Here is a 26,059-nt window from a genome sequence, read left to right on the forward strand (position 1 = left end):
AACCGTTTCCCTCGTTATCGTTACGAGCTTTGATTATTTGGAGGTGCGTGAAAATGGCGGAAAGACCACTCGATGTTATCCACAAGTCCCTCGACAAGGATGTCCTCGTGCTCCTCAAGAGGGGTTCGGAGTTCAGGGGCAGGCTCATCGGTTACGACATCCACCTGAACGTCGTCCTCGCGGACGCCGCCCTCATCCAGGAGGGCGAGGAAGTTAAGAGGTACGGTAAAATCGTCATCAGGGGAGACAACGTTCTCGCCATCTCCCCGGTTGAGCTTGAGTGAAGTCGTGGCTTAGCGAGGTGATACCATGGGAGCGGGAACCGAGCCAAAGGGCAGGAGGAACCACACTCCAACTCACATCAGATGCAGGCGCTGCGGAAGGCGCGCCTTCAACGTCCAGAAGGGCTACTGCGCCGCTTGCGGCTTCGGCAGGAGCAGGCGCATGAGGAAGTACAGCTGGTCCCACAAGTGGAGGAAGAAGAGGAACCTCCCATACTGAACCCTTTTCTTTTCCTTTGATTTGGCCCTCAGACCGCAATCCTTATTAACTTCTACAGTCACTTCACCGTTTAGAGGGACGTCTTAATGCTGCGCTTCAACGAGAACCAGCGAAGACTATGGAAGCTGGCGTGGCCGGCAATAATGGGCAACATCTCCCAGACGCTTCTCAACCTAGTGGATATGATGATGGTCGGTCAGCTCGGTGCCCTGGCCCTGGCCGCCGTTGGCCTCGGTGGCCAGGTGAGCTGGTTCATGATGCCCATCATGGCGGCGGTCGCAACGGGAACCCTCGCGCTGGTGGCGAGGTTCGTTGGAGCTAAAGACGGGGCCAGTGCCACCCTCGCCCTCGAGCAGAGCCTCTACTTAGCGTTCCTCCTCGGAATCCCGGTAATGCTCTTCGGCTGGGTCTTCGGCGATGATATCTTGAGGATAATGGGCGCAAAGCCCGACGTGGTGGCCCTTGGGTATGAGTACATCAAGGTTCTCTTTGCCTTCTATCCAATACGCTTTGCCGGTTTCACGGCCTTTTCGGCCCTCCGTGGCGCGGGAGACACAAAGACGCCCATGAAACTCGGCATTCTAATGAACGTGGTCAACGCGGTCCTCGATTACCTCCTCATCTTTGGAAAGCTCGGCTTTCCCAAGCTCGGGCCCGTTGGAGCGGCCTGGGCTTCTGGAATAGGAATCACCACCTCGTTCCTTATCGGTCTCTATCTCCTCTGGAGCGGAAGGCTCGTCCTCAGGTTTAAGCCGAGCTGGAGCTTCCACCCGGACATGGCGGGAAGGATACTCCGCATAGGAATCCCCACCATGGTTGAGCGCGGGATATTCAGCTTCTATAACTTCATATACATGAGCATAGTCACCCGCTTCGGCACGGTGGCCCTTGCCGCCCACCAGGTCGGCCTCCGCGTGGAGAGCATTGCCTACATGCCTGCCTTCGGCTTTAACGTCGCCACCTCCGCCCTCGTCGGCCAGGGCCTTGGAGAGGGGAACCCGGAGAAGGCCGAGAGGACGGTTTACGAGGCCCTCAAGATGGTTGGCCTCTTCATGGCGGTGATGGCGTTCATCCTGATAGCCTTCCCGCGCTACCTCGTCATGCCCTTCATAAGCCCGAGCGACCCGAACTACGGTGAGGTCATGAGGCTGGCGAGCATATACCTCATAATAGTCGGAATAAGCGAGATTCCGCTCGGATGGCTCTTCGTCCTCGGCGGCGCGCTGAGGGGAGCTGGCGATACCAAGACTCCGATGTACATAACCGCCGTCAGCAAGCTCCTCTTCAGGATAGTCCCAGCTTACCTGCTCGGCTTCGGCTTCACGATTGGGCCGATACACTTCGAGGGCCTCGGCGTGATAGCCGCGTGGATAGCGATGAGCCTCGAAACGTTCACAACGGCTGCCCTGTTCTGGTGGGCCTTCAAGAGGGGTAAGTGGAAATACGTGAAGGTATGACGGCAATGTTTATATTTTCGTAATGCGTTTTTGTAAACGGTGGTTGAATGGCGGTGATAAGCGTCCGCGTTCCGGACGAGCTAAAGGAGAAGATGAAGAAGTACGACATCAACTGGAGCGAGGAGATAAGGCGGTTCATAGCCTTGAGGATAAGCAAAGAGGAAAAGAAAAGAACCCTTGAGATGATGCACGAACTGCTTGCCGGAGGAACCCCCGCCGAGGAAGGGACTGCAAAAAGATACGTGAGGGAGGATCGTGATAGTAATTGACGCCTCTGCACTTGCGAAGTACGTTCTCCTCGAACCCGGCTGGGAACGGGTAGAGGAGCTACTTTTTAAAGACGTCGTCTCACTTGACTATGCCTTGGCAGAGGTTTCAAACGCCCTCTGGAAACATCACGTCCTCTACGGTGAGATATCCCGGGAGGAGTTCAATAAGAGATCAAAGGTTGTGGATGCTCTCCCGAACGTCGTCGTTCTTGAGAGTGGAATGCAGTATTTGGAGAAATCAAGGGGGATAGCTGTTAACCACCGAATCCCAATCTATGACGCCCTCTACATCGCTCAGGCCCTGAAGTATGGCGAACTTGCCACGAGCGACGAAAAGCAGGGAGAAATAGCGAAAAAACTCGGCGTTGAGGTGCTCTACCTCTAAAGCGCCGAGACGTTGAAGAGGACCTCCATGAGGCGGCCGAAGAGGTAGCTCAAGAAAGCCGCGCCCAGGCCGGTTGCCACCATCTCAACGACCTTCTTCTTTATCGAGATTCCGGAGAGGAGTGATATCAGCGTCGCCACTATCGCCAGGGCGGAGCCCGCTAAGAGTATCGAGAACGGGAGCGCGGTTAACGAGCTGGAGGCGAGGAAGTACGGCGTAACCGGGAAGGCGACACCGAGGAGGTAGGCGAAGCCGGTGTAGAGAGCCGCCCTTATCTCGTTTTCCTCAGCCTTGGGAAGGAGGAGTTGCATAATTGCCTCGCTGTTGTCGGCGAGTTCCCTCGCAACTTCCTTCGCGACCTCCTCGGGCATTCCTCCCTCGACGAGCTTCTCTACGAGCTCCTCAGCGGCTCTTTCGGGCGAGACCCTGAAGAGGACCTCCATCCTATCGCGGATGGATTCTTTAATCTGCCTCTGGGAGCGGACAGAGACGAAGGTGCCTATGGCCATCGAGAGTGCACCGGCTACGCCTACTATGAGGCCGCTTATTCCAACGAGCTGCGGGTTGTTCGGATACACAGCGGAAAGACCCGTAACAGCACCGAGGATTTCAACCAGCCCGTCGTTCATACCCAGAACGAGGTCGCGGGTGTTCTCGACATGAAAGCGCTCTTTGCTCTCGTAGAAGAACTTCTCGTGCTCCAGCTCGTCCAGTATGACGTCCTTTATCTCCCTTAGTTCATCCTCGCTGAACCTCTCAGCGTAGGTAGTCAGGTATTTGAAGTACTTTTGTATCGCACTGTTCTCGCCCATCTCAAGGAGCGAAGCAACCGATCCCGGCCCAAGGACTCTCCTGAGGAGCTTGACGCTGAATATCGTGAGCCTCTTCACGGAAGGCTTTGGCACCTCCCCTCCGTGCCGCTTTATGAAGTCGTGCCAGAACTTGGCGTGCTTTGACTCGATGTTTGAGAGCCTCATGAATTCCTTCCTTATCTCCTCGTCCTTCTCTATCTTGGCCAGCTGGGCGTAGAGAACCGAATCGGCGTACTCGTCCTCATAAAAGCCCCTCGCCAGTTCCAGCATCTCGTCCATTCCTCCACCCCCGAGGAATAATGATGATTGTGGTTAAAATGGTATTGGAGCAGCGAGATTAGTTCTGACCGCATTATTTATATATCAAGAGAGTTTTGTAAAATTGACGGAAATTGTAATGGGGTGTCATCGATGTTCGAAAACGCCAGTGATTTTGAAACCGCCTTTGAAAGGCTCCTCGACGAGGTTCTCGAGTTCGATTTAAGCGATCCCTTTAAAGAGGTCGATAAAATCCTCTGCATCGAACCGCACCCCGACGACTGCGTCATAGGAATTGGTGGAACCATTAGGAAGCTCATCGAGATAGGGAAGGAGGTCGTCTACCTCTGCCTCACCGACGGCTCTATGGGGACCACCGATGAGAACGTGAGCGCCCACGAGCTGGCCCTTATCAGGAAGCGCGAGGAGGAGGAAAGCGCCAGAATGCTCGGTGTCGAGAGGATTATATGGCTCGGATATAAAGACACAGAGCTCCCCTACACGGTCGGGGTTAGGAATCAGATAATAAAGGTTCTCCGGAAAGAGAAGCCCGACGCCGTTTTGGCTCCCGACCCCTGGCTCCCTTACGAGGCCCACCCGGACCACATAGCGGCCGGAAGGCTGGCCATTGAGGCAGTATCGTTCTCCCCGCTGCCGAACGTTGTTCCCAGTGATGTTCAGCTCGGCATAAAGCCCCACCAGGTAGAGGTCTTCGGCTTCTACTACACGGCCAAGCCGAACTACTTCGTGGACATAACAGACCTTATGGAGCTCAAGCTGAAGGCTGTTAGAGCCCACAAAAGCCAGTTCACCGACGATATCTGGGAGCAGTGGGAGCCCTTCCTCAGGACGGTAGCCCTCTACTACGGTAAAAAAGCCGGGGTGAAGTACGCCGAAGGCCTGCGCTTCATGCCCGGCCTGTTCCTGCATGTAACCCCCTTTGCGGAGCTCATCTGAGCTCCCTCTTCACGATCCTTTCCAGCTCCCTCAGGAACCTGTCCAGGGACATTGTGTCAAGGCCGTACTGCCTCATCGCCTCGTATCTCCCCGGATCGTCGGTGACGAGCAGACTGCCGGTTTCTATCGCCGTCGCGGCGGTGAGAACGTCCTCCAGGTCGAGCATCTGGCCCTTCCCAAGCAGGCTGGCCTCTATCCTCGCGGCCCTTGCCACTATGGAGTCCTCGAGCGGGACTATGGTGTAGATGTCCCTCAGCACTTCAAGCTCCTTCTCCACGTTCCTCCGGAGGTAAGCCCTGGCCGAGAGGTAGCGGTAGGCGGTTATTATGGAGATCGAGACGTTGAACTTGGCCAGGGTTATCTCGAGCTGCCTCTTTCGCTTCGCTGTATGCATCTTGAGGAGCGTTATGCTGTCGAAGGTTATGTCGTCGGGCAGGGGCATGGCTAACTCCCCTTCTTCTTTTCGAGCAGGTTTATCAGGAGTTCCGCCTCTTCCTCGTTCATTATAACTTTATCGACCTTCTTGTCCAGCTCGACTAGGTGCCAGGTCTCGATGAGCCTCTGCAGAACCTCATCGTAGGACCTCGCCTCGAGCTTGTCCTTGAGCTGCTTTATCTTCCTCCAGGTGCTCTCATCAACTGCTATCGTCTTCATTCAACCCCCTCCTCAACAACCTTTCTGTAGGTCTCGACGCTCCTTCTGCGGGGGATCCTCTCCCTGGTTATCAGGTCCACCTCGTAGAGGCCGAAGCGAATCTTGAAGCCCATTGCCCACTCGTAGTTATCCGTGAGCGCCCAGTGGAAGTAGCCCCTCACGTCTATTCCGTTCTCGATGAGTTTCCTCACTTCCCTCACGTGTTCCTCTATGTACCTCGGCCTGAGGACGTCCTTCGAATCAGCCACGCCGTTCTCGGTTATGTAAACCGGCCTTCCGTACCCGGCTGCCTCAGCCGTCGAGTCGTACAGTCCCCCGGGGTAAACCTCCCAGCCGAAGTCGCTCGTCGGGTTGTTGTCGGGGGAAACGCTCTTTGGCTCGCCGGAGTAGCCGTAGCCCTCAACGCCGACGAAGCTCACCATCGGCAGCTCCTCAAATTTCGGCTCGACCCACCTCACGACTTCCCTCGTGTAGTAGTTGTTCCCTATCCAGTCGTTCCTCTCAAGGTGTGGAATCCTGGTCGGGTTGAAGTCGAGCTCCAAATCGACCCTCCCCCTGTTGAGGGCCTCTAGGAAGAGCCTGTTGTGGAAGTAGTCGTAGTTCTCGGCCGCTTTTATGTCCCGCTCGTCTTTGGGGTTCAGGGGGTAGGCGGGTATTATGTTCAGGATTATCCCCACCGGAGCCTTTGTGTGCTCCTTTATGGCCTCGTAGGCCCTCGCGTGGGCGATCATCTGGTTGATGATGACCCGCTTTGCAGCCTTGGGGTTGAGTATTCCCGGTGGCCAGCCGACGTATGGAGCGAGGTAGCCGAGCTCGACGGTAACCATCGGTTCGTCGAAGGTCGCCCAGAAATCGACGAGCTCCCCGAACTTCCAGGCCGAATAGGCCGAGAACTTGACGAACTCGACCACGTTCCTCTCGTCCACCCAGCCCCTCGCTCTACTGCCCTCGAAGTCGCTCCTCGTCCAGAGGGGGTCGTGAACCCATACCGGCAGGGTCTGGTGGTTCAGCGTCACGAAGGTGGTAAAGCCAAGCTTCTTCAGGTTCCTGAGGACGGCCGAGTAGTGCTCCACCTCGCGCCTGTTGGCCAGGGCGTCGAGCTCCTCAAGGGCTTCCTTTGTGACCTTCACGCGCTTTATCAGTCCGTAGGAGTCCCTCTCGACTTTGACCTTAACGCCCCACGTCGGGCAGGGGAAGATTCTGCTCCACTCTATCGTGAGTTGGTAAGCATTCAGGCCGAGGTCCTTAGCCAGGCGGTGGTCTATCTCGTAGAGCTCGTAGTTGTTTATGCCCTCCTCGGGCAGATCGCCGCTCACAAGGTCGTTCTTTATGTTGAATGGGTCGCGGACCCAGTGCCACCAGTCGGTTCTGGCGTCTACGTTCCTCCGGTATAGATCACCCATCTCGAACTGAAATGCCGACTGAACGACGCCCCAGTGAAAACTGACCATCAATTCCACCTCTCCAATTATAGATTCCATCGTTTTTATAATTTTCCATGTCCTCTGATGTTCATCTGTCCCAGCCAGAACACCCGTGAACCAAGGGGACACGTGAACTTTTGTGTACAGCGTAGTGGATATGATGTTCACCAAAAAGCTTATATAGATTCCACCCATGTTATAAAATTGACATTGTTTATAATGAGGTGGGAAACTATGAAAAGGTACCTCGCCCTTGCCGTGGTGGCTCTTCTGCTTGGTAGTTTAGCGGGCTTTGCCAGCGCCGCCGAGGAGAAGGGTCCGGCTAACTTCGGCAACTATTACAACGCTCAGGCCAACGAGCTCCTTAGGGCCCTTGCCACCACCTCCGATGAGAACAAGCAGGTTGAGTACCTGAAGGAGCTTACCAAAATATGGCTCCAGGACGTTCCGGCCGTTCCCGTCTACACCGGTACCGTCTTCTACGAGGCCAGCACCAAGTACTGGAAGGGCTGGCCCAACGAGAAGAATCCCTACGGCGTTCCGATATTCTGGGCCGGCTTTGGAACCTGGGGTACGGCCCTTGCCCTCCTCGGAGTCAAACCAACCGGGGTCCAGGACGATACCGGTGGCGACTTCCCGAGGCACGAGACCATATACACCGCCAACAGCGCTCCCCCGACCAGCGCCAACCCCTTCCAGGGCGGCAACATCATAGGCATCGATGGCCTCGTCTTCGAGCCGCTCTTCATGCTCAACTTCATGACCACCGAGCTGAAGCCCTGGCTGGCTGAGAGCGGGACTTGGATCAGTGACAACACCTTCGAGGTCAAGCTCCGCGATGCCACTTGGCAGGACGGCCAGCCGCTGACGGCGGAGGACGTCGAGTTCTCCTTCGAGTACTACGAGAAGCTCGGCCTCAAGGACTGGAGTGCCGTAGGGCTTAAGGAGATAAAGGTCGTCGATGACAGAACGGTTGATTTCATCTTCGAGGGCAAGCCCAACGTCTGGGCCTGGAGGAGCAACCTCTACTCGGTTCTCATAGTCCCGAAGCACGTCTTCGAGAACCTCGACCCCGAGCAGGTCAAGACCATGACCTTCACCGGCGACGACAAGGAGTACCTCGTCGGCTCTGGTGCTTACAGGCTCAAGGAGGTCGTCCAGCAGCAGAAATCGATCCTTGAGAGGAACGACGACTGGTGGGGAGCCAGGTACTTCAACGAGCCGGCCGCCAAGTACATAATCCAGCTCTACGTCTCCAGCAACGACCAGGCGGCCAACATGTTCCTCAAGGACGACCTCGACGTTGCCACTTACTACCTCGACATAGCCGAGCTGAAGAAGCAGAACCCCAACATAGTCAGCTGGCTCGAGGGTGAGCCCTACTTCCCACCGGTCGTACCGGTCGTGCTCTACTTCAACACCGCCCACGAGCCGCTCAACAACCCCGAGGTCAGGAGGGCGATAGCCATGGCCATCAACCCCGAGCAGATAGTCCAGCAGGGCCCCATAAGCGCCGTCCCCGACCAGACCCCCCTCGGGCCGATAATGCAGGGCTGGAAGGACAGGATAGGCGCCGACCAGCTCATCAAGGAGTACGGCTGGAAGTACGGCGACATAGCCGGGGCCATAAAGATACTGGACAGCCTCGGCATCAAGGACACCGATGGGGATGGCATAAGGGAGTACAACGGCAAACCCCTCAAGCTCACCTTCATAACCTGCTCCGGCTGTTCTGACTGGGTCCAGACCGGCGAAATCATCAAGAACCAGCTCAGGCCCCTTGGAATAGACGTCGAGATAAAGACCGGTGACTGGACCAACTTCTTCATGAAGAACCTCAACGACGGCAACTTTGACCTGGCACTCCACTGGGCCGGAACCTTCAAGCCCGACCCGTACAGCGTCTACTACAGCCTCATGTACAACGAGAACCCGCCGGAAACGCCGACTGAGACTCCGACTACTACCTCACCATCCACAACTTCCCCGTCAAGCACTACTTCGCCTTCGACCACTCCGAGCACCAGCAGTCCAACCACCACAACCAGCGGCGGTGGAGGAATCTGCGGTCCGGCCGCGTTAATAGCCCTCGCCGCGATACCCCTCCTCCTCAGGAGGAGGCGCTGAGTTCTTCCTTTTCTTTTAAATCGATGGGGGGAAACGAATGGGGTTCAGGAAGTACCTGCTCAGGAAGACTGTGGTTTACCTGGTAACCTTCCTCTTCGCGGTTACGCTCAACTGGCTCCTTCCGAGGCTCATGCCCGGCAATCCAATCGAGGCCATGATAGAATCCAACCTCAACCTCGCCCCGGGCGAGAAGGAGATACTCATAAAGTTTTACGAGGAGCTTTACGGGCTCAACGAGCCCCTCTGGAGGCAGTTCGTGAACTTCTGGGTCAGGCTCTTTCACGGGGACCTCGGCTACAGCCTTCTCTACAAGGCCCCCGTATGGGATTTAATCAGGCACGCCCTTCCCTATGACATAGCCATCCTCCTCCCGGCCATAGCCCTGAGCTGGTTAGTCGGGAACTGGCTCGGTGCCCTTGCCGGGAAGAACAGGAGGTATGACCGCTACATGATGCCCCTGTTCTACTTCCTCGCGAGCATGCCCTACTTCTGGTTCGCCATGCTTCTCGTCTACTTCGTCGGCGTCAGGGCCGACCTGCTCCCCTACCAAGGTGCCTACGACCCGGCCCTCGTTCCGGCCCTTTCCTGGGAGTTCATAAAGAGCTTCCTGGAGCACTGGATCCTTCCGTTCCTGAGCCTCTTCACGGTCATGATCGGCAGCTGGGCAATCGGAATGCGCAACATGATAATCTACGAGCTTGAGGCAGACTACGTCCGCTATCTCGAGGCCCTCGGCGCGAGCGAGAAGCTCATGACCAAGCACGCCTACAGGAACGCTATCCTGCCCCAGGTCACAGGCCTGGCCCTGCAGCTCGGCCTCATGGTGGCTGGAGCGATAGCGACGGAGATAGTCTTCAACTACCCAGGAATAGGCATACTCCTGATGAACGCCGCGCTTAGCCAGGACTACTTCCTCCTCCAGGGGGCGTTTCTGATGGTGGTCATCTCGGTTCTGGCTGCCAACTTCGTCATCGACATAGTCTACGCCTTCATAGACCCGCGCGTCAGGGCAAGCTACACGGAGGGTTGAGAATGGCCAGGGAAAGTGCTCTCTCAAAGCTCAGGCTTGCCTTCAGAAACAACAAGTTCCGCTTCGGCTTCGCACTGTTGGCGTTCTTCGTGCTGTTCGCCATAGTCGGACCTCTCTTCACGCCCTTCGCCAGCGACGGCTTGTACTATGAGACCATACCGGGCACCAACATAAGCGTCGCCACCTACTCGACCAAGACCCTCCCCCCGATGACCCACGAGAACCTCACCACCTACACCGGGAAGGGGGTCGAGGTACTCCACATACTTGGAACCGACAAGCTCGGCAAGGACCTCTACACCCTCATCGTCTACGGACTCAGGACGAGCCTCTGGGTGGCGGTCCTGGCGGCGGTGATAGGGACGGTCATGGGAATAACCATTGGCTTCATCGCCGGCTACCGCGGCGGCCTCACGGACGAGCTATTGATGATGTTCGTGAACATAATGCTGGTCATTCCCTCAATAGTGCTCCTTATCCTCGTCGCGGCCTACCTTGAGGCGAGAAGCCCGGAAGTCCAGGCCCTCATCATAGGCCTAACAGGCTGGCCCTGGGTCGCCAGAGCCGTTCGCTCCCAGACGCTGTCGCTCAAGAACAGGGAGTTCGTGAACCTCGCCAAGCTCGCCGGGCTGAGCGACCTCAGGATAATCTTCGGCGAGATAATGCCCAACATGATCTCCTACATCTTCATGGTCGGAATCCTGCAGTTCAGCGGGGCAATACTCGCTTCGGCAACGCTCGACTTCATCGGCCTGGGCCCCACCACGGCCGTCTCGCTGGGAACCATACTCCAGAAGGCGATAGCCCACAACGCCCTCCAGTTCGGCTGGTGGTGGTGGTTCATTCCGCCCGGGCTGATTATAACGCTCATCATCACGGCGTTGTTCTTCATCAACCTGGGAATGGAGGAGGTATTCAACCCGAGGCTTAGGAGGGAGTGAGATGTCACTGCTCACCGTGGACAACCTTAAAATCTACTACGCGACGCCCAGGGGCCACGTCAAGGCCGTGGACGGCGTTTCCTTCGACGTCAGGGAGGGGGAGGTCTTCGGCATAGCCGGCGAGAGCGGCTGCGGGAAATCAACGCTCGTCCACTCCCTTATCCTCAGGAAGCCCCCGATGGTTCACATGGGTGGAAAGGCAATCTTCAAGGGAATGGACCTGATGACGATGGACGAGCGTGAATCCCGGAGGATTCGCTACACTGAACTCTCCATAATCCCCCAGTACGCGATGAACGCCCTGAACCCGACGAAGAAAATCAAAGACATCGTCTGGGACCTGGCCAGGGAGCACGGCCACACAGACAGGGGGGAACTAGAGAAGCTCCTCCGCGAGAGACTGGCCATGGTCAAGCTTTCCCCCAAGGTCGCCGACATGTACCCGGTTGAGCTGAGCGGTGGAATGAGGCAGCGCGCGACTATGGTGGTCTCAACCCTGCTCAACCCCGACCTCCTCATAGCGGACGAGGTTACCTCCGCTTTGGACGTCACGACCCAGCGCGTTGTCATAGAACTCCTCCACCACTTTATGGAGGTCGGCATAGTCAAGTCAATAATCTTCGTCACCCACGATTTGGCACTGCTCGACAAGATAGCCGACCGCGTCATGATACTCTACGCGGGAAAAGTGGCTGAAATCGGCCCGACGGAGGAGATAATCAGCTCTCCGGCCCACCCGTACACCAGGCTCCTCCTCGACTCGCTCCCCAAGATGGGAGTGCAGTACAGGAGGCAGAAGCTCAAAGGGATTCCGGGCTATCCGGTAAGCCTCCTCAACCCGCCGAAAGGCTGCCGCTTCTACACCCGCTGTCCCAACGTGATGGATAGGTGCGGCGAGCTCGAGCCAAAGCTGGTCGAGGTCGGGCCGGGGCACTACGCGGCCTGTCATCTCCTAGGGGGTGAGAACCAATGACCCTCCTTCAGGTTGAGCACCTCACCAAGGTCTTCACTTCGGGATTCATAGGCGGCTTTGAAATCCGGGCCGTCGATGACGTCAGCTTCACAATAGGGAAGGGCGAGATAGTCTCGCTGGTAGGCGAGAGCGGCAGCGGAAAGACCACCGTTGGAAAGCTCATACTCCGGCTTATCCAGCCCACCTCCGGAAGGATACTCTTCGAGGGCAGGGACGTCCTGGAATTCGGCAAGAAGGAGCTCAAGAAGAACTACTACCGCCAGGTTCAGGCCGTTTTCCAGGATCCCTTCGCGAGCTTCAACCCGCTCCACCCGATTGACCGGGCCTTCGACCTGGTGTTTAACTCCTACTTCCCTGGGACGGGCCGGGAGGAAAGGGAGAACATGATAAACTCCGCCCTTGAGGGCGTCGGTCTGAACCCCGCCGAGATTAGGGGCAAGTACCCCCACCAGCTGAGCGGCGGCCAGCTCCAGAGGATTCTCATCGCCAGGGCTTTGCTCCTCAAGCCCAAGCTCCTCATAGCCGATGAAGCAGTTTCGATGCTCGACGCTTCAACGAGAATAGACGTCCTCAACCTCCTCGGCGACTTCAGGGACAAATATGGGACTTCGGTTCTCTTCGTCACCCACGACCTGGCGTTGGGCTACTACATCAGCGACTCGACGATAATCATGTACCGCGGAACCATCGTCGAGATGGGCGACACGGAGAAGGTCTTCCACAACCCGCTCCACCCATACACCCAGATGCTCCTCGAAAGCGTGCCCGACTTGAACGTCAGGTGGGAGTTCAAGGGAATCGAGCCGGAGAAGGAGGAGGGGGCAGTTTATTCCATCCAGGGCTGTCGCTACGCGCCGAGGTGCCCGAGGGCCAAGGAGAAGTGCTTCAAATTCCGTCCCGGGCTTGTTGAGGTCGAGAAGAACCACTGGGTTGCGTGCCATCTCCACGGGGGTGGTTGAATGCACTCGACGATTAGGGAGATTAGAAAGACCCCCGAGGGAATAATCAGGGCCCAGAGGGCCTTCGAGGAATTCATAGCCAATCACGACTTCCGGTTACCGAGGGAGATAGTTTATACTGGCTGTGGCAGTTCACACTTTTTGGCAAAGCCGCTGGCCATGGCAACCACCCGCCTCGGGGGCAGGGGGTTCAGCGCCCCCTGCTCCGAACTTCTCTATTCGAGGGAGTGGTATCCGATAGGGAACCCAGAGCTCCTCGTGGCGATTTCGCGCTCAGGCGAAACGACCGAGGCGGTGAAGGCCCTCGAAGCCCTCGACGTCCCGAGGTTCGCCCTCACAGCCTACGAGAGCGCCCTATCTAGGAAAGCGGATTATGCCTTGATAGTCCCGGCCCACGAGGAGAGTGTCGTCATGACTCACTCGTTCCCGGCCTTCTACTTCGCCTACCTCCAGCTGCTCCTCAGCTCGTTCGGGAAGGAAACACACAATGCGGAGCTCGTCTCCTCCCTGACGGGGGAGGTCTTAGAAAGCGAAGACTACATCAGGGAGCTCGTTGAGGGCTTCGACTTCAGGAACGTTATCTTCTTGGGTTCAGGAATACTCTATCCGGTGGCACTTGAGGCGATGCTCAAGATGAAGGAGATGGCCCTCTTCTGGAGCGAGGCTTACCCGACTTTCGAGGTGAGGCACGGCTTCAAGTCTATAGCAGACGAGGGAACGCTCGTCGTTCTGCTCGTCGATGAGCCCTTCAACTGGCACGAGAAACTGACAAGGGAGTTCCAGGGGCAGAAGGCGAGGGTTCTAACCGTCGGGAGGCGCGACACAGGTGCGGACTACTTCATGGAGGTTCCCGAGGTGGATAAGCTGGTGAGTCCCGCCCTCTACCTCCCGGTTGTTCAGCTTTTGGCCTACTACAAGGCCGTTTCGCGCGGTTTGAACCCCGACAACCCCAGGTTCCTCAGCAAGGTCGTCAAGTGGTGATGGTGATGAGGGTTGGCCACGATGGTAAGACTTACATACTGGACGGTGAGCGCTTCCTCGTCTACGGAGGGACGCTCCAGTTCTTCAGGGTTCCAAGGAAGGACTGGGAGGACAGGCTGGAGAGGATGAAGGGGCACGGCCTCAACACTGTAGACACCTATGTCGCCTGGAACTGGCACGAGCCCGAGAAGGGGAGCTTCGACTTCACGGGGGAAACTCACCCGCAGAGGGACCTAATCGGCTTCCTTGAGCTGGCCGAGAGGCTCGACCTCAAGGTCATCATCAGGCCCGGCCCCTACATCTGCGGCGAGTGGAGGAACGGCGGAATACCCGACTGGCTCATCGACGAACACCCGGAAATCCTGGCAAAGGGCCCCAACGGACCGCTTCCGAGGGATATCTACTACCCGCCGGTTACCTACCTCCACCCGGTCTATCTAAAGGCCGTCTCGGAATGGTACGATGCCGTTCTCCCGGTAATCAGGGACTACCTCTACACCAAAGGCGGGCCGATAATAAGTGTCTCCATAGACGATGAGCCCTCCTACTGGGAGACGATATTCCAGCCCTTCCTGACCGATTACAACGACGTCATCGTTAAACCCGGCGGCCTCTGGGAGGAGTGGCTTAGGCGTAACTACTCCCTTGACGAGCTGGGCGAGCGCTACGGAATTCCCATAGGCGACTACTCCGAGGTCTACGCCCCGGCGAGCGAGAACGAGCCCCTGCCGAAGATACTCGACTGGCACCACTTCAAGATATGGATGACGAACCGCTACGTCGAAACCCTCTACAACCACCTCAAACGCTACATTGACATTCCAATAAGCATACTCGACCCCTACCTGCTCTTGGCGGCGTGGAGGCACTTCTACCGCTACGTCAGGGAGAAGAACCTCGACATACACCTCTGGACCGAGTTCTGGTACTCCTTCTACCGCTCCTTCGACCTGAAGGAGGACAGGCTCGGGCACGTCTATTATAAAACCGGAATCTACCGCTTCTATCGGAGAAAACTTGGAACGCCACCTCTCAGCATAGAGACGCAGGCTTCCCTGGCCCACACGATAGAGCCCGACGAGGCCGAGCACCTCTACTCGCTGATAGCTTCCCTTGGAATCCACAACATCAACTACTACCTCTACGTCGGCGGCGAAAACCCGAGGGGCTACGAGTCCCACAACGGAATCACCTGGGACGTTTACTCGCCGATAGGCCTCGACGGGAGCGAGAGGCCCCACGTTGGGCCAATAAAGTGGCTCGGCGAGTTCCTGCTCAACAACCCGGACTTCGTTAATTCGGAGCTCAGGCCGAGGGTTGCCTTCGGAACCTACGAGCCCTACGAGGCGGTTTCGCTGTTCGGCCTCAGGGGGGCCTTACCGAGAGCGTGAACCTCAACGAGTACATCCTGGGCGAGCGTGGGCTTTTGACGCTCCTCGCCATGAGCAACGTTCCCTTCGACGTCATTGACCTTGAGGAGGCATCTTTTGATGAGATGCTCTCCTACGACCAGCTCTGGGTCTACAGTCTCGACTTTCTCTCAAGGGAAGTCCAGGACAAGCTCGTCGAGTTCGTTGCCAAAGGGGGGAACCTCGTAATCCTCCCGATGCTTCCCTACCTCGACGAGAACATGAAGCCCTATTCGGCCTTGGTGGAGTTCCTCGGCGTTGAGGTTGAGAGAGTCAATGCTAGAGACAACCCGAGGCTGATTCAGTTCACGAGCGTATCATCGGAGGGAATAGACAGGATGCTCGTCAGGAACACCGTGAGGGAAGTTAGGGGTGGGGAACCCTTCGTCTTCCACTACGGAAAACCGGTGGGAACGTTCGTGAGGAGAGGAAAGGGAAGTGCAATCGTCCTCGGCTTCAGGCTGCAGTACTACACCAGCCACCACGACCTTCACAGGAAGTTCGTGGACAAGCTTTTGGCGATGCAGGGAGTTGAGAGGGACTTCGAGGTAACCGACAGGGACATGATAGCGATTCCGCGCGGGAACTACCTCGTCCTGCTGAACCCGAGGGGGCACAGGGTCTTTGGGAAGGTGAGGTACAGGGACGTTGAGATTCCACAGCTCCTCGACGGGATAGAGATGGGGAAGCGCGGTGCCCTCTTCCTGCCCTTTGGAGTTAAAGCTGGGGACGTTGAGGTCGTTTACTCAACGGCAACCCTACTCGGCAGGGACGGGGATGTGCTCCACCTCAGCAACCATCTCTCCGGCATGAGTGAAGTGGCGCTGAGGAACGTTGATGAGGTCCGGGTCATCAGTGGAAAAATCGTGGACGAGTCACTCTCCGATGGGGTTCTTACCATTGTGGTCGAGCACAGGCCTGGAAGCTTTGAGCTGGAGTTCTGACTCCACTGCCCCTTCACGCCTTTTTATTCTGGGCTCTGAGAGTATCGAGGACTTCTTCAAAGGGGGCATTGGTCTTAAGGGCCATTGGCGAGAAGTGGGTCCTCGTCGCGGAGTAGCCTTTCCCGCGAAGAATCTCGATTATATCTGCGAGCTTCCCGACCTGGAGGCCGTTTCTCCTCGCGAGGGCGTGGGTGTCGTAGTGGAACGGAACGTCGAGTTCCCCGGCGAGAGTTTCGAGGAACGGGAGCGTCTTTCTGTGGGCGAGGGAGTATCCCCTGGCCAGATCAAGCATTTCATCGACGAACCCCTGGCTCTTCAGCGGGCCGAGCCAGAGGGGTCCGTGTGTGCCCGGCTTTCCGGGCATGAAGGAGTTCTCATACTCAAACCTGCCGTTCTCGTCCTGCCACAGATAGCCGAGGTTCGAGAGGCTCCCGTCGGCCTTCCTCGCACCGCTCCTTAGCCTCAGAAAGGCCCTGAAGTAGTGGTCGCGGTAGTAAGCCAGCAGAACCTCGACGCCGAGATCGTACTTGGCGGCGTACCTGACGACGGTTCCGATGAGTATCCTCAAACCGACCTCATGGCAGAGCTCGCCCCTTATCGGTTCCGCCAGGTACTTCCTGCGGCAGGCGTGCCGGTAGGCGCCGCAGAGGACGCCGGTATCGGTGGCTGTGACCGCCAAAACGCCCCTTCTCCTGACACTCCTCAGGGCGGTGTCGAGAAACTCCATCGGGGATCCGAAGGGGTCGAGGTCGAGGAAATCAAAGTACCTGAACTTCTCGGCCATGAGTCTGTTGGCATCGTCGAGGTTAGCCACAACCTCTTTCTCTCCTCGAAAAGCGATCCTCTTCTCACTTATCCACTCCCCCTCGATGCCGAGGTTCAGCCGGACGTTTTCCAGGATCAGCTTGAAGGCCTCCTCGCTTATGTCGTTGAGCCAGACCTCCTCAGCCTGCGTTTCAAGGGCGTAGCGGATGCCCCTTATTCCGGTTGCGGAGAGGGCATCGAGAACCCTCTTTGGTTTGAGCACCCCCACGGCCAGGACGCTTATATCCCGGTTTAAGGCCATGACCGGGTTGTAGAAGACCGGGGCGTCGTATATCCTCTCCGCCTTCGGGACAAGGATTTTTGCAAGACCCTCGCGCACCTCGACGAACTCCATCATCTCACCGGAGAAAGAAAAGGTTGGGAGGTTTAAAGGGTTGCGCTCAAAGAATCTCGACGTAGTCACCGACCGCCTGTCCTGGCAGGCCGGGTTTGAAGTAGGCCTTCACCTCGCCCCGGTTGCCGTGGGGCTTGAGAATCTTTCCGAACATCTTCCTGCCGGTCGGGGTCCTCCAGACGACCTTTCTGCCTATGAGCCTTGAAGCGGCGTTCCTGTCATCGATGCCGAGGGGCTTCAGAATCATGTGGTGGTTGTCCTGGTGCTCCTTCGTTCCCGCGTAGGCAAGGATGAGAGCCTTCCCCCTGGCCATCGTCCCCACCTCCACCGGATGGGGTTCGCGGGCAGGTATTTTTAAGTTTTATCCCCTCCAGCGCAGGCTGAGAGCCCGTCGTCTATCTCCAGTATCTCACGGAGGGATTTAATTTTGAGGAAGTTCTGCCTCTCGAAAAGCAGTGCAACGTCGCTTTTGTAGGGGGAAGCCTTCTGAACCAGGAGCGTGTTCTCGTCGAGAATGTAGGTGAACCTGCTCGGACTGTCGTCCACCCAGACGAAGGGCTCGTCGGGGTAAAGCTCCCGTAGGTTCTCAAACTTCTTGAGCATGTCCTTTGTGCCCCTGAAGGTTATCACCTCATCGAACTCGTCGTACCAGTTTGTCTTCTTCATGAAGATGACCTTTCCGCCGGGGTATGTGTGCTCGCCTGAGAAGCTGATGACGTGGCGCCCTCGTTTTCTCAGCGTTCGGACAACGTTCCGGGAGTGTGGGAAATCCTTGATGTACCTGGGCATGAGCTTGTAGTACTCGTGTATCGTGCCCTGGGCAACGAGCTCGTGAATGACTCCAAGGTACTGGTAGGTGAGCTTGCCCTTGATGAAGAGGAAAAGCGCCTTGTAGTAGTCGTCGTAGAGGTCGCTCTCTATGACCGCTGGAACGGTCTTTTCGATTGCTATGCGGAGGGCCTTCTCAACCGCGCCCGTGCTGTCAACGAGGGTTCCGTCGAAGTCGAACAGATAAACCGTCATGTACCTAGTACTCCCGCGGGATTATAACCTTTTCCTGAGGAGAAGCCGCTGGTTTTCGTCGGTAGTCTGCCGAAAGGGTTTTATTGCAATGACGATTACAAATGCCCGGTGATTAAAAGATGAGGATTGACAGGCTCAAGGAGTTCATATCCGAAAACGAACTCGATGGAGTTCTAATTACCGGGAAGGAGAACCTCTTTTACTTCACCGGCAGCTTCCCGGTTCTCGGCGGCTACCTCGTCGTCACCCCTGACGATGCCCTCTTCATCGTCCCCGAGCTGGAGTACGAGGAGACAAGGGAAACCTCAAGGGTTCCCGTCGAAAAATTCAAGACCGGAAAGGAGCTCTACGAGAGACTTTCCTCCTTCAAGCTGAGGAAGCTTGGCATAGAGGGCAGAACGAGCTTCTCAACCATCCAGACGCTCAAAGAGAAGGTGGGCGCCGCGGATTTCGTCCCGGTCGATGACGTGGTGAAAGAGCTCCGCATAATCAAGACCCCCGAGGAGATTGAGGTCATAAAGGCCGCCTGCGGGATAGCGGACATGGCCATGATGGCCGCTTTGGAGGAGATAAGCGAGGGCAAGCGCGAGAGGGAGATAGCGGCGAAAATGGAGTACGTCATGAAAATGAACGGTGCCGAAAAGCCGGCCTTCGACACGATAATAGCCAGCGGCTGGAGGGCGGCCCTGCCGCACGGCCTGGCCAGCGACAAGAGGATAGAAAAGGGAGACCTTGTCGTCATCGACGAGGGGGCGCTTTACAGGCACTACCACTCTGACACCACGAGGACGATAGTCGTGGGCAGTCCGAACGAGAAGCAGAAGGACATCTACTACGCCGTCCTCGAGGCCCAGAGGAAAGGCGTCGAGGCGGCCAGGCCCGGAATGACGGCCAAGGAGCTCGACACCATCGTCAGGGACGTAATCAAGGAGTACGGCTACGGCGACTACTTCATACACTCCACTGGACATGGCGTCGGCCTTGAGATACACGAGTGGCCGAGGGTCAGCCAGTTCGACGAGACGGAACTCAAACCGGGGATGGTTATAACCATCGAGCCCGGAATATACCTGCCCAAGTTCGGAGGCGTTAGGATAGAGGACACCATCCTCATCACGGAGAACGGCGCCGAGAGGCTCACCAGGACCGAGAGGGAGCTTATTTAGTTTTCCAAAACTTTTATTTACGTCTTTTGTAAAGAGTCGCCGGGAGAAGAAATGGGGTTATCAAATTTCATATCACCAAATGCCGAGGATCCAAAGATTAAGAACTTTGATGGTTACTTTGATGTTAGTTCATCAGAACTTCAATTGCTGCTCAATGAGCTTGAGGACGCCAAGAGAAACGGTATTAAACTGGAGCAGTTGATGGAGGTGAGAGAGTGCAGATAATCCACCAGGACGTCAAGGAGGGCAAGATAAAGGTCAAGGCCGAGACACTCGATGACCTCTGGCACCTCTACCACATCATAGACCCGGGCGACGTTGTTTATGCCAAAACGCTCAGGAAGCAGGCCCAGAGGAGCGATTCTCTCAGGGCAGAGAAGGTCGAGGTTATTCCGGTCTTCCTCGGAGTTAGGGCCGAGAAAATAAACTTCCACAAGTTCGCCAACCAGGTCCGCGTCACAGGGCCGATAGTCTACGCCAGCAGGGACGACGTCCCCCTCGGCAAGTACCACACGATAGCGATAGAGGAAGGCACGGTCGTTACCATACAGAAGCCCCGCTGGAAGGAGCACCACATCGAGCGCCTTAAGGAGGCCGTGGAAGCTTCAAAGCGCGCCCGTGTCATGATAGTCGTCATAGACGACGGCGAGGCGGATATGGCGATAATCAGGGAGTACGGCGTCGAGATACTCAAGGGGATACGCTACAACCTCGGCGGGAAGAGGTACAGCACAAACCGCGAGAGCGAGGAGAAGAAGTTCTTCCACGATGTCGCCAAGAGCATGGAGGAGATAATAAGCAGGGAGGGCATAGAGAAGGCCATCGTGGCCGGCCCTGGCTTCGTCAAGGAGGACTTCTACAAGTTCCTGCGCGAGAACTACGGGGAGCTGGCAAAAAAGGTTGCCATCGAGGACACGAGCGTAACCGGGAGGACGGGCATCTACGAGGTCATCAAGCGCGGAACGGTTGACAAGGTCTACCACGAGAACCGCGTTGCTAAAGAGGTCCAGCTCGTCGAAAAGGTTCTCGAAAACGTGGCGAGGAACAACGGTCTGGCCGCTTACGGACTCAAAGAGGTTGAGGAGGCCGTCAATTACGGCGCTGTTGAGACGCTCCTGGTTCTCGACGAGCTCCTCAAGGGGGAGCACAGGGAGAAAATCGAGGAGCTAATGGACGCGGTGAGGTATTCGAGGGGTGAGGTCGTGGTCGTTAGCTCGGAGCACGAGGGCGGCGACAAGCTGAAGGCCCTTGGCGGCCTGGCGGCGCTGCTGAGGTTCAGGATTAGGTGAGTCTGGAACCCACAAATTCAAGGACGAGCTCGGCCAGTTTTATCGCATTTTCTGCCTCTTCTTTGTCCGGTTCGTGAATGGTTGGATATCTCGCCTCGACGGCATAGGCGGTTAGAAGATCCACATCATTATCGAAGAGTTTCAAGAATTCAGAATCCACCTCGGCACACAGGAGTATGAGTTCCCCGATGTCGTGGGTTCGTTTGATGGGTTTCCCCTTTGATATCAAAAACGCCTTCAAAGCCTTTTCAGCGCACTGCTGAGCGTGGAAGGTCGCGTAGTCATAGAAGTCAAGAGAAAGGCTGTTTCTGGCCAGCACAAGGTCTTTTTCGGCCTTTTTGAGCCATTCCCTAAAGCTCAAATTTTCACACCCTCCCGAAGGGCGTAGTAGTAAACAAAACCTGTATCATCCTTGACCTTTTCGAGCTCATCGCTTGAGATAAACAGGACATCCACCTTGATTCCTTTTAACAGAAGCTCCCTGTGTATCATTTTGTACGCTTCCAGCTCTATCTTTCTCTTTAATGGCCTGGATAGAACCACCAAAACATCCCAATCACTGTCGGTTCTAAAATCACCCCTGGCTCGGGAACCGAAGAGGATTATATCATTGACCTCTAGGCCAAGCTGTCTTGATACCTTGAGAATCACATCCCGGATAATCTCCCGGCTCATGGTCAGTACTACGCCCTCTTGGTATTTATCCTTTGCCGTACAGCCCCATGTAGGGGTCGCTCTTAAACGTTGGAAACTCTCTTTCTTCCCCGTTTTCGATTAGGATGCGCTTCTTATCGGCGGTAAACTCGCCCAGCTCGAATGCAATAATTCCATTTTTGTTGAATTCTTTAATCAGGGAACCAACGTTCTCGGGGGGAACTATCGCTATCACCGTGCCGGTGGACGAAACGCCCCACGGATCGAGGCCGTAGAAGTCGAGGACCTTCCTCACGAGGGGGTCCAGGTGGAGCTTCTCGGCGTGAACTGTGAAGCCGACCCCGGAGTTGTCGGCTATCTCGTGGAGGGCGGTTAAACCGCCCTCAGTGGCATCGTGCATGCCCCTGACAAAGGGTCTGGCCGCTAAAGCATCAGGAACTGCGGTTTCGAAGCGGTAGAGCCCCCTGAGGAGCTGGATTTCCCTGGAAGAGAGGAGCTTTCTAAGCTCGTCCTCCCGGAAGTACGCCGCGGAGACCGCGAACTCAAGACCGACCTTGCCGGTCACGACTATCCTGTCACCGGGCTTTGCAAGCGGAAGCCTCAGCTGGTCCTTCTTCACAAGACCCATCGCGGTGGTGGTGACGGTTGGCTCGGCTACGCTCGGATAAACGCCCGTGTGGCCGCCGATTATCGCGCTCCCGTACTTCCGGCATTCCGCGTTTAAGTCGCGCATCGTCTTTTCGAGAAAACCCTTCTCGCTTCCGGGGGGAAGGATGATATCAACCACCAGCCACCTCGGCCTCGCCCCGAAAACCGCCACATCGCTGGCCGCGAAGTGGTACGAGAAAAATCCAAAGGTTTCCCCGGGGACGCCGAGGGTGGGGTCGGTGGCGATCACAAGGTAGTGGTCGTGGTCGTATTCGAGGACGGCCGAGTCAAAGCCCTCCCTGGGCCCGTACACCACGTTCATATCCTCCACGCCCAGGTTTGGGAATACAACATCGTGCAGAACGTCATTCCTCAGTTTTCCGAGCGGAAGCTTCACCTTCATTCCCCCCAAACTTCGAGATGACCTCCCTTACTTCGCGGAGGGTTTCTCCATCGCAGTTCCAGCACATTATCTCAAAGCTTGGCACCCGGACGCTCACGCGGACCCTTCTTGCCCGGGCGATTTTGCTCACCTCGTAGTTCACCCCGAAGGCCAGGTTCATGAGCTCCTCCGTGACGACCTCCTCACGGTCGATGTACTGGAGCGGACAGCCCTCCCTCCACTGCCGCCTCCTCGCGTGCTCGTACATGCGGTAGGGTCTTATCCCCACCTCATCGGCCAGCCTTTCGACTTCCCCGGCAGTGTGCTTGATTAGGGGTCTGAAGAACGGAATTCCAATCCTCGGTATGTCGCAGAGCCTTATATCCCCCGTGCACTGATCCAGGAGGGCGCCTATTATCTTATCGTTGGCGTTGTCCCCCTTGGCAAGGACGTCGAAGCCGTTGTTGATGGCGAACCATTTGGCGTTCCAGAGCATGACCTTCTTGCAGTTTATGCAGATCGGCCCCTTTCTTCCGGCCGCCTCGCGGAGAAGCCCGTCGGTAACATCAACGAGGTAGTGCTCAACTCCGAGTTTTTTGGTGAAACCCATCGCCCAGTTCAGGGTTTCCCTCCAGCTCCAGCGGTGGAAGAAGGTGAGGGCTGAAACGTCAAGGCCAGCTTCCTTTAGGAGGTAGAGGACGAGTGAGCTGTCCTTCCCGCCTGAGAACATAACGAGTATGCGTTTTTCATAAAGGCCGTGTTCCCTGGAAAACCCCGCTATCTCTTCAACAACGCTCTCGATGTCCCTCATGGGGTGAGGTAAAAAAAGGAGGCTTAAAAAGCTAAGCCTCAGACGTTGACCTTTCCCATCCACTCCTCGGCCAGGTTGCCGACGACCGGGAACTTGTAGCGTTCGCCCTGGTAGGCCTTCACCATGCCGAGAATCCAGAGGACAAAGCCGGCGATTCCCAGGAGCCAGGCGATGATGCCCCCTATGTACGGGATGAAGCTGAGGATCACCTGGAGCACCGTGATGCCTATGAAGGTTATCGTCGACTGCATAGCATGGAAACGGACGAAATCGCTCTCCTTCTCAAGCACCAGGAATAGTATCCCCGTAATCCACCAGGCGAGATAGGCAAGCAGTCCCTCAAGGTTCTCATCCATGCCGAGGGACGTCTTCTTGGGTTCTTCAGGCGGAGTCTCCTCCATGATAACACACCTCCGAAATTCAACTCCTTGTATTCTCCCCAATCCCTTAAATACCTTTCCAAGGTTTTAAATTTCGTATCCTCCGGGAACACCTTTCTGGAGCGTCCCGGAACCCGTGGATTTCTGATTTCGAACTCTCTGATTTTGTTAGGCTCACCAAAGCTTTTTAAGGTCATCGAGGGATTGGAATATCGAATTAGGAAAGCCTAACGGTGATGCTCATGATTGTACCTTTAAACGCACTCAGACCCGGGGACAGGGGGATTGTGGTGAACATCCTCGGCGGCCCCACCGCAAGGCAGCGGCTAGTGGGCATGGGCCTCACCCCCGGAGCGACGGTTCAAATAATCGAGTCCCACCAGTACGGCCCGATAATCATCTCCGTCGGCGGCGTGCGCTTCGCTATCGGCAGGGGGATGGCGGCGAAGGTCATGATACGGAAACTGTGAGGTGGCCGTCATGATGAAGGTCATTGCACTGGCAGGGAACCCCAACGTCGGAAAAACAACCATATTCAACGCACTGACCGGGCTGAGACAGCACGTCGGCAACTGGCCCGGCGTCACGGTCGAGAAGAAGGAGGGAGTCCTGGAATACAGGGGGCAGAAGTTTCTCGTGGTTGACCTCCCCGGCACGTACTCCCTCACGGCCCACTCCATCGACGAACTCGTCGCGAGGGACTTCCTCCTGAAGGGGAGCGCCGATGTGGTCGTGAACGTCATCGACGCAACGGCCCTCATGAGGAACCTCTTCCTCACCATGGAGATACTGGAGATGGGCCTCAACAACGTTATCATAGCCCTCAACAAGGTGGACCTGGCCGAGAAGCACGGTATCGAGATAAACGTAAGGAGGATGGAGGAGGTTCTCGGCGTTCCAGTGGTGGCGATGAGCGCAAAGGAAGGTGCCGGCCTCGACGAGCTGAAGGAGAAGATACACCAGATGGCCAACGGGATGCTGAAGGAGAGGCCCGTGATCCCCCAGTACGACCCGGAGGTCGAGAGGGAGATAGAGCATATAATGGCGGTTCTCAGGGACACCGAACTGGGGGAGGAGTACAACCTCCGCTGGCTTGCGATAAAGCTCCTCCAGCGCGACGATGGCGTCATAAAGCTCATCCTCAGGCACCTCGGAAGTGAGAAGCTCGACGAGATCATGGGGCACATAGCGGAGGTTGAGGCGCGTTACAAGCGCGCGATGGACCTTATAATAGCCAGCCAGAAGTACGAGTTCATCGACAGGCTCATGCACCGCTTTGTGCGGTACACAAAGGTGGAAGGCGAGAGCTTCAGCGACCAGCTCGACAGGTTCCTCACCCACCCCGTCTACGGCCTCCTCACCCTCTTCGGCGTCTTCTACCTCATGTTCAAATTCGTGTTTGCCGTCGGGCTGCCCCTCCAGGGATACCTCGACGATGCTTTCACGGCTTTCGGGGAATGGCTCGCGCCGCATATAGCAAACGAGGCTCTGAGGGGGCTCCTGGTCGATGGAATCATAGCGGGCGTTGGTTCCGTGCTCAGCTTCTTCCCGCTAGTCTTCCTGCTGTTCCTGGCCCTCTCCGTCCTCGAAGACGTTGGGTACATGGCCAGGGCAGCGGTTGTCATGGAGCGCATAATGAGGAAGTTCGGCCTGCCCGGCAAGAGCTTCATCCCGCTGGTGCTCGCCTTCGGATGCAACGTTCCAGCGGTGATGGCGACGAGAACGCTCGATGACGAGAGGGACAGGTTGCTGACCATGCTCGTCAACCCGCTGATACCCTGCTCGGCCAGGCTGAGTGTCATAAGCTTCCTGGCGGGGGCTTTCTTCGCCAGCCACCAGGCGCTCGTCGCGGTTAGCATATACGCCACGGCGGTGTTGCTTGCCCTCCTTGTGGCCTGGCTCCTGAGCAGGTTCGTTATCAGGGGCGAGGAGAGCCCGTTCATCATCGAGCTACCGGAGTACCTCATCCCGTCGTGGAAGACGGTGACGCTCCACTCGTGGGAGAGGAGCAAGGAGTTCATAAAGAAGGCGGGAACCATAATCCTACTCGGCTCGATGGCCATCTGGTACCTCAGCAGCTATCCCGTGCAGATGGGCACCGGTGGAAGCTACGCGGAGAGGCTCGGCATGTTTTTCGAGCCGTACATGCGCCTCATGGGCCTCGACTGGAAGGCCGCTGTAAGCCTGCTGTTCGGGATAATCGCCAAGGAGAACGTCATATCGACCTACGGGATAATCTACGGAAGCGAGGAGGCCATAGCGGGAGCGATGACACCGCTCCAGGCCTACGTGCTTGGCATGGTCACCACCCTCTACGTCCCGTGCATAGCCACGATAGGCGCGGTTAGGGCCGAGAGCAACTGGAAATGGGCCGCCTTCACGGTGGTTTACATGATAGCCCTCGCGTCGCTCGTTGGAATCCTGATATGGAACGTGGGGACGGCGCTGGGCTACTGAGGTGTTGGA

30 protein-coding genes are annotated in these 26,059 nt (G+C 56.7%); 18 read left to right on the top strand and 12 right to left on the bottom strand.

The genetic code is table 11. The features are described from left to right. The first annotated feature begins 53 nt into the window (after positions 1-53). From FH039_RS07520 to FH039_RS07540, 5 genes are all read left to right on the top strand, one after another. A complete protein-coding gene (locus tag FH039_RS07520) occupies positions 54-284 on the top strand; it encodes an LSm family protein (protein ID WP_014011940.1) in 231 nt (76 codons plus the stop codon). A gap of 25 nt (positions 285-309) precedes the next feature. Beyond that, a complete protein-coding gene (locus FH039_RS07525; protein WP_139680815.1) occupies positions 310-501 on the top strand; it encodes a 50S ribosomal protein L37e in 192 nt (63 codons plus the stop codon). Between the two features lie 86 nt (positions 502-587). Beyond that, positions 588-1,958 (top strand): MATE family efflux transporter, encoded by a 1,371-nt coding sequence (locus tag FH039_RS07530; RefSeq protein WP_139680816.1) that lies wholly within the window; start codon positions 588-590, stop codon positions 1,956-1,958. A 47-nt stretch (positions 1,959-2,005) separates the two neighbouring features. After that, complete coding sequence (gene vapB / locus FH039_RS07535) at positions 2,006-2,227, top strand: type II toxin-antitoxin system VapB family antitoxin (protein WP_139680817.1); 222 nt, start codon at positions 2,006-2,008, stop codon at positions 2,225-2,227. Then, entirely contained in the window at positions 2,214-2,612 is a 399-nt protein-coding gene (locus FH039_RS07540) for a type II toxin-antitoxin system VapC family toxin (protein WP_139680818.1), read from the top strand. The genes vapB and FH039_RS07540 overlap by 14 nt, the downstream gene beginning before the upstream one ends. Here FH039_RS07540 and FH039_RS07545 read toward each other — a convergent pair. Continuing rightward, positions 2,609-3,703 carry a VIT1/CCC1 transporter family protein gene (locus FH039_RS07545; RefSeq protein WP_139680819.1) on the bottom strand — a complete coding sequence of 365 codons (1,095 nt, stop codon included), beginning with the start codon at positions 3,701-3,703 and terminating at the stop codon, positions 2,609-2,611. The genes FH039_RS07540 and FH039_RS07545 overlap by 4 nt on opposite strands. A gap of 132 nt (positions 3,704-3,835) precedes the next feature. On the opposite strand from FH039_RS07545, the gene FH039_RS07550 reads away from it, so the two are divergent. After that, complete coding sequence (locus FH039_RS07550) at positions 3,836-4,639, top strand: PIG-L deacetylase family protein (protein ID WP_139680820.1); 804 nt, start codon at positions 3,836-3,838, stop codon at positions 4,637-4,639. On the opposite strand, the gene FH039_RS07555 is transcribed toward FH039_RS07550, so the two are convergent. The 3 genes from FH039_RS07555 to bgaS are packed head-to-tail and all read right to left on the bottom strand — an operon-like array spanning position 4,632 to position 6,744. Next, positions 4,632-5,081 (bottom strand): type II toxin-antitoxin system VapC family toxin, encoded by a 450-nt coding sequence (locus FH039_RS07555; RefSeq protein WP_139680821.1) that lies wholly within the window; start codon positions 5,079-5,081, stop codon positions 4,632-4,634. The genes FH039_RS07550 and FH039_RS07555 overlap by 8 nt on opposite strands. Positions 5,082-5,083: 2 nt before the next feature. After that, positions 5,084-5,293, bottom strand: coding sequence for a hypothetical protein (locus FH039_RS07560; protein WP_139680822.1), 210 nt, complete (start codon positions 5,291-5,293; stop codon positions 5,084-5,086). Next, the gene (bgaS, locus tag FH039_RS07565) at positions 5,290-6,744 is read right to left on the bottom strand and encodes a beta-galactosidase BgaS (protein ID WP_139680823.1); all 1,455 of its coding nucleotides are present in this window, start codon (positions 6,742-6,744) and stop codon (positions 5,290-5,292) included. The genes FH039_RS07560 and bgaS overlap by 4 nt, the downstream gene beginning before the upstream one ends. A 207-nt stretch (positions 6,745-6,951) precedes the next feature. Between bgaS and FH039_RS07570 the strand changes: the two genes are divergently transcribed. The 8 genes from FH039_RS07570 to FH039_RS12530 are packed head-to-tail and all read left to right on the top strand — an operon-like array spanning position 6,952 to position 16,081. Then, positions 6,952-8,844 carry an ABC transporter substrate-binding protein gene (locus FH039_RS07570; protein ID WP_240703192.1) on the top strand — a complete coding sequence of 631 codons (1,893 nt, stop codon included), beginning with the start codon at positions 6,952-6,954 and terminating at the stop codon, positions 8,842-8,844. 37 nt (positions 8,845-8,881) lie between these two features. Beyond that, entirely contained in the window at positions 8,882-9,874 is a 993-nt protein-coding gene (locus tag FH039_RS07575) for an ABC transporter permease (protein ID WP_139680824.1), read from the top strand. A gap of 2 nt (positions 9,875-9,876) precedes the next feature. Next, on the top strand, positions 9,877-10,815 hold the full coding sequence (locus tag FH039_RS07580; protein WP_139680825.1) for an ABC transporter permease: 939 nt from the start codon (positions 9,877-9,879) through the stop codon (positions 10,813-10,815). 1 nt (position 10,816) lies between these two features. Then, entirely contained in the window at positions 10,817-11,788 is a 972-nt protein-coding gene (locus FH039_RS07585; RefSeq protein WP_139680826.1) for an ABC transporter ATP-binding protein, read from the top strand. Further along, positions 11,785-12,747, top strand: coding sequence for an ABC transporter ATP-binding protein (locus FH039_RS07590; protein WP_139680827.1), 963 nt, complete (start codon positions 11,785-11,787; stop codon positions 12,745-12,747). Before FH039_RS07585 ends, FH039_RS07590 begins: the two co-directional genes overlap by 4 nt. Beyond that, entirely contained in the window at positions 12,748-13,728 is a 981-nt protein-coding gene (glmD, locus tag FH039_RS07595; RefSeq protein WP_139680828.1) for a glucosamine-6-phosphate deaminase, read from the top strand. It abuts the gene before it with no gap. Continuing rightward, on the top strand, positions 13,728-15,119 hold the full coding sequence (locus tag FH039_RS12525; RefSeq protein ID WP_338064595.1) for a beta-galactosidase: 1,392 nt from the start codon (positions 13,728-13,730) through the stop codon (positions 15,117-15,119). Before glmD ends, FH039_RS12525 begins: the two co-directional genes overlap by 1 nt. Further along, positions 15,116-16,081 (top strand): beta-galactosidase trimerization domain-containing protein, encoded by a 966-nt coding sequence (locus FH039_RS12530; RefSeq protein ID WP_338064596.1) that lies wholly within the window; start codon positions 15,116-15,118, stop codon positions 16,079-16,081. The genes FH039_RS12525 and FH039_RS12530 overlap by 4 nt, the downstream gene beginning before the upstream one ends. Positions 16,082-16,094: 13 nt before the next feature. Here the strand turns inward: FH039_RS12530 and FH039_RS07605 are convergent, their stop codons facing one another. The 3 genes from FH039_RS07605 to FH039_RS07615 are packed head-to-tail and all read right to left on the bottom strand — an operon-like array spanning position 16,095 to position 18,263. Further along, the gene (locus FH039_RS07605) at positions 16,095-17,240 is read right to left on the bottom strand and encodes a tRNA (guanine(10)-N(2))-dimethyltransferase (RefSeq protein WP_139681741.1); all 1,146 of its coding nucleotides are present in this window, start codon (positions 17,238-17,240) and stop codon (positions 16,095-16,097) included. Positions 17,241-17,286: 46 nt separating this feature from the next. Next, positions 17,287-17,553 carry a 50S ribosomal protein L35ae gene (locus tag FH039_RS07610; RefSeq protein ID WP_139681742.1) on the bottom strand — a complete coding sequence of 89 codons (267 nt, stop codon included), beginning with the start codon at positions 17,551-17,553 and terminating at the stop codon, positions 17,287-17,289. Positions 17,554-17,594: 41 nt separating this feature from the next. Further along, positions 17,595-18,263: an HAD family hydrolase gene (locus FH039_RS07615; RefSeq protein WP_139680829.1), complete on the bottom strand. Its 669-nt coding sequence runs from the start codon at positions 18,261-18,263 to the stop codon at positions 17,595-17,597. Positions 18,264-18,382: 119 nt separating this feature from the next. Between FH039_RS07615 and pepQ the strand changes: the two genes are divergently transcribed. Both pepQ and FH039_RS07625 read left to right on the top strand, forming a co-directional pair. Beyond that, the gene (pepQ, locus tag FH039_RS07620) at positions 18,383-19,429 is read left to right on the top strand and encodes a Xaa-Pro dipeptidase PepQ (protein WP_139680830.1); all 1,047 of its coding nucleotides are present in this window, start codon (positions 18,383-18,385) and stop codon (positions 19,427-19,429) included. 215 nt (positions 19,430-19,644) lie between these two features. After that, on the top strand, positions 19,645-20,718 hold the full coding sequence (locus tag FH039_RS07625) for an mRNA surveillance protein pelota (RefSeq protein WP_139680831.1): 1,074 nt from the start codon (positions 19,645-19,647) through the stop codon (positions 20,716-20,718). Here FH039_RS07625 and FH039_RS07630 read toward each other — a convergent pair. The 5 genes from FH039_RS07630 to FH039_RS07650 are packed head-to-tail and all read right to left on the bottom strand — an operon-like array spanning position 20,711 to position 23,614. Further along, positions 20,711-21,079 carry a HEPN domain-containing protein gene (locus FH039_RS07630; RefSeq protein ID WP_139680832.1) on the bottom strand — a complete coding sequence of 123 codons (369 nt, stop codon included), beginning with the start codon at positions 21,077-21,079 and terminating at the stop codon, positions 20,711-20,713. The two genes, FH039_RS07625 and FH039_RS07630, sit on opposite strands and share 8 nt — an antisense overlap. Next, entirely contained in the window at positions 21,076-21,393 is a 318-nt protein-coding gene (locus tag FH039_RS07635; protein ID WP_139680833.1) for a nucleotidyltransferase domain-containing protein, read from the bottom strand. The genes FH039_RS07630 and FH039_RS07635 overlap by 4 nt, the downstream gene beginning before the upstream one ends. Positions 21,394-21,418: 25 nt before the next feature. Further along, entirely contained in the window at positions 21,419-22,417 is a 999-nt protein-coding gene (locus FH039_RS07640) for an AIR synthase family protein (protein ID WP_139681743.1), read from the bottom strand. Further along, the gene (locus tag FH039_RS07645; RefSeq protein WP_139680834.1) at positions 22,386-23,213 is read right to left on the bottom strand and encodes a 7-cyano-7-deazaguanine synthase; all 828 of its coding nucleotides are present in this window, start codon (positions 23,211-23,213) and stop codon (positions 22,386-22,388) included. Before FH039_RS07645 ends, FH039_RS07640 begins: the two co-directional genes overlap by 32 nt. A gap of 38 nt (positions 23,214-23,251) precedes the next feature. Continuing rightward, entirely contained in the window at positions 23,252-23,614 is a 363-nt protein-coding gene (locus FH039_RS07650) for a DUF4870 domain-containing protein (protein ID WP_139680835.1), read from the bottom strand. A gap of 221 nt (positions 23,615-23,835) precedes the next feature. On the opposite strand from FH039_RS07650, the gene FH039_RS07655 reads away from it, so the two are divergent. Together FH039_RS07655 and feoB are read left to right on the top strand one after the other, a co-directional pair. After that, positions 23,836-24,063, top strand: coding sequence for a FeoA family protein (locus FH039_RS07655; RefSeq protein ID WP_014011926.1), 228 nt, complete (start codon positions 23,836-23,838; stop codon positions 24,061-24,063). Between the two features lie 10 nt (positions 24,064-24,073). Continuing rightward, positions 24,074-26,050 carry a ferrous iron transport protein B gene (gene feoB / locus FH039_RS07660; protein WP_139680836.1) on the top strand — a complete coding sequence of 659 codons (1,977 nt, stop codon included), beginning with the start codon at positions 24,074-24,076 and terminating at the stop codon, positions 26,048-26,050. Positions 26,051-26,059 lie beyond the last annotated feature (9 nt).

The organism is Thermococcus indicus (assembly GCF_006274605.1).
In the GTDB taxonomy this organism is placed as follows: Archaea; Methanobacteriota_B; Thermococci; order Thermococcales; family Thermococcaceae; genus Thermococcus; species Thermococcus indicus.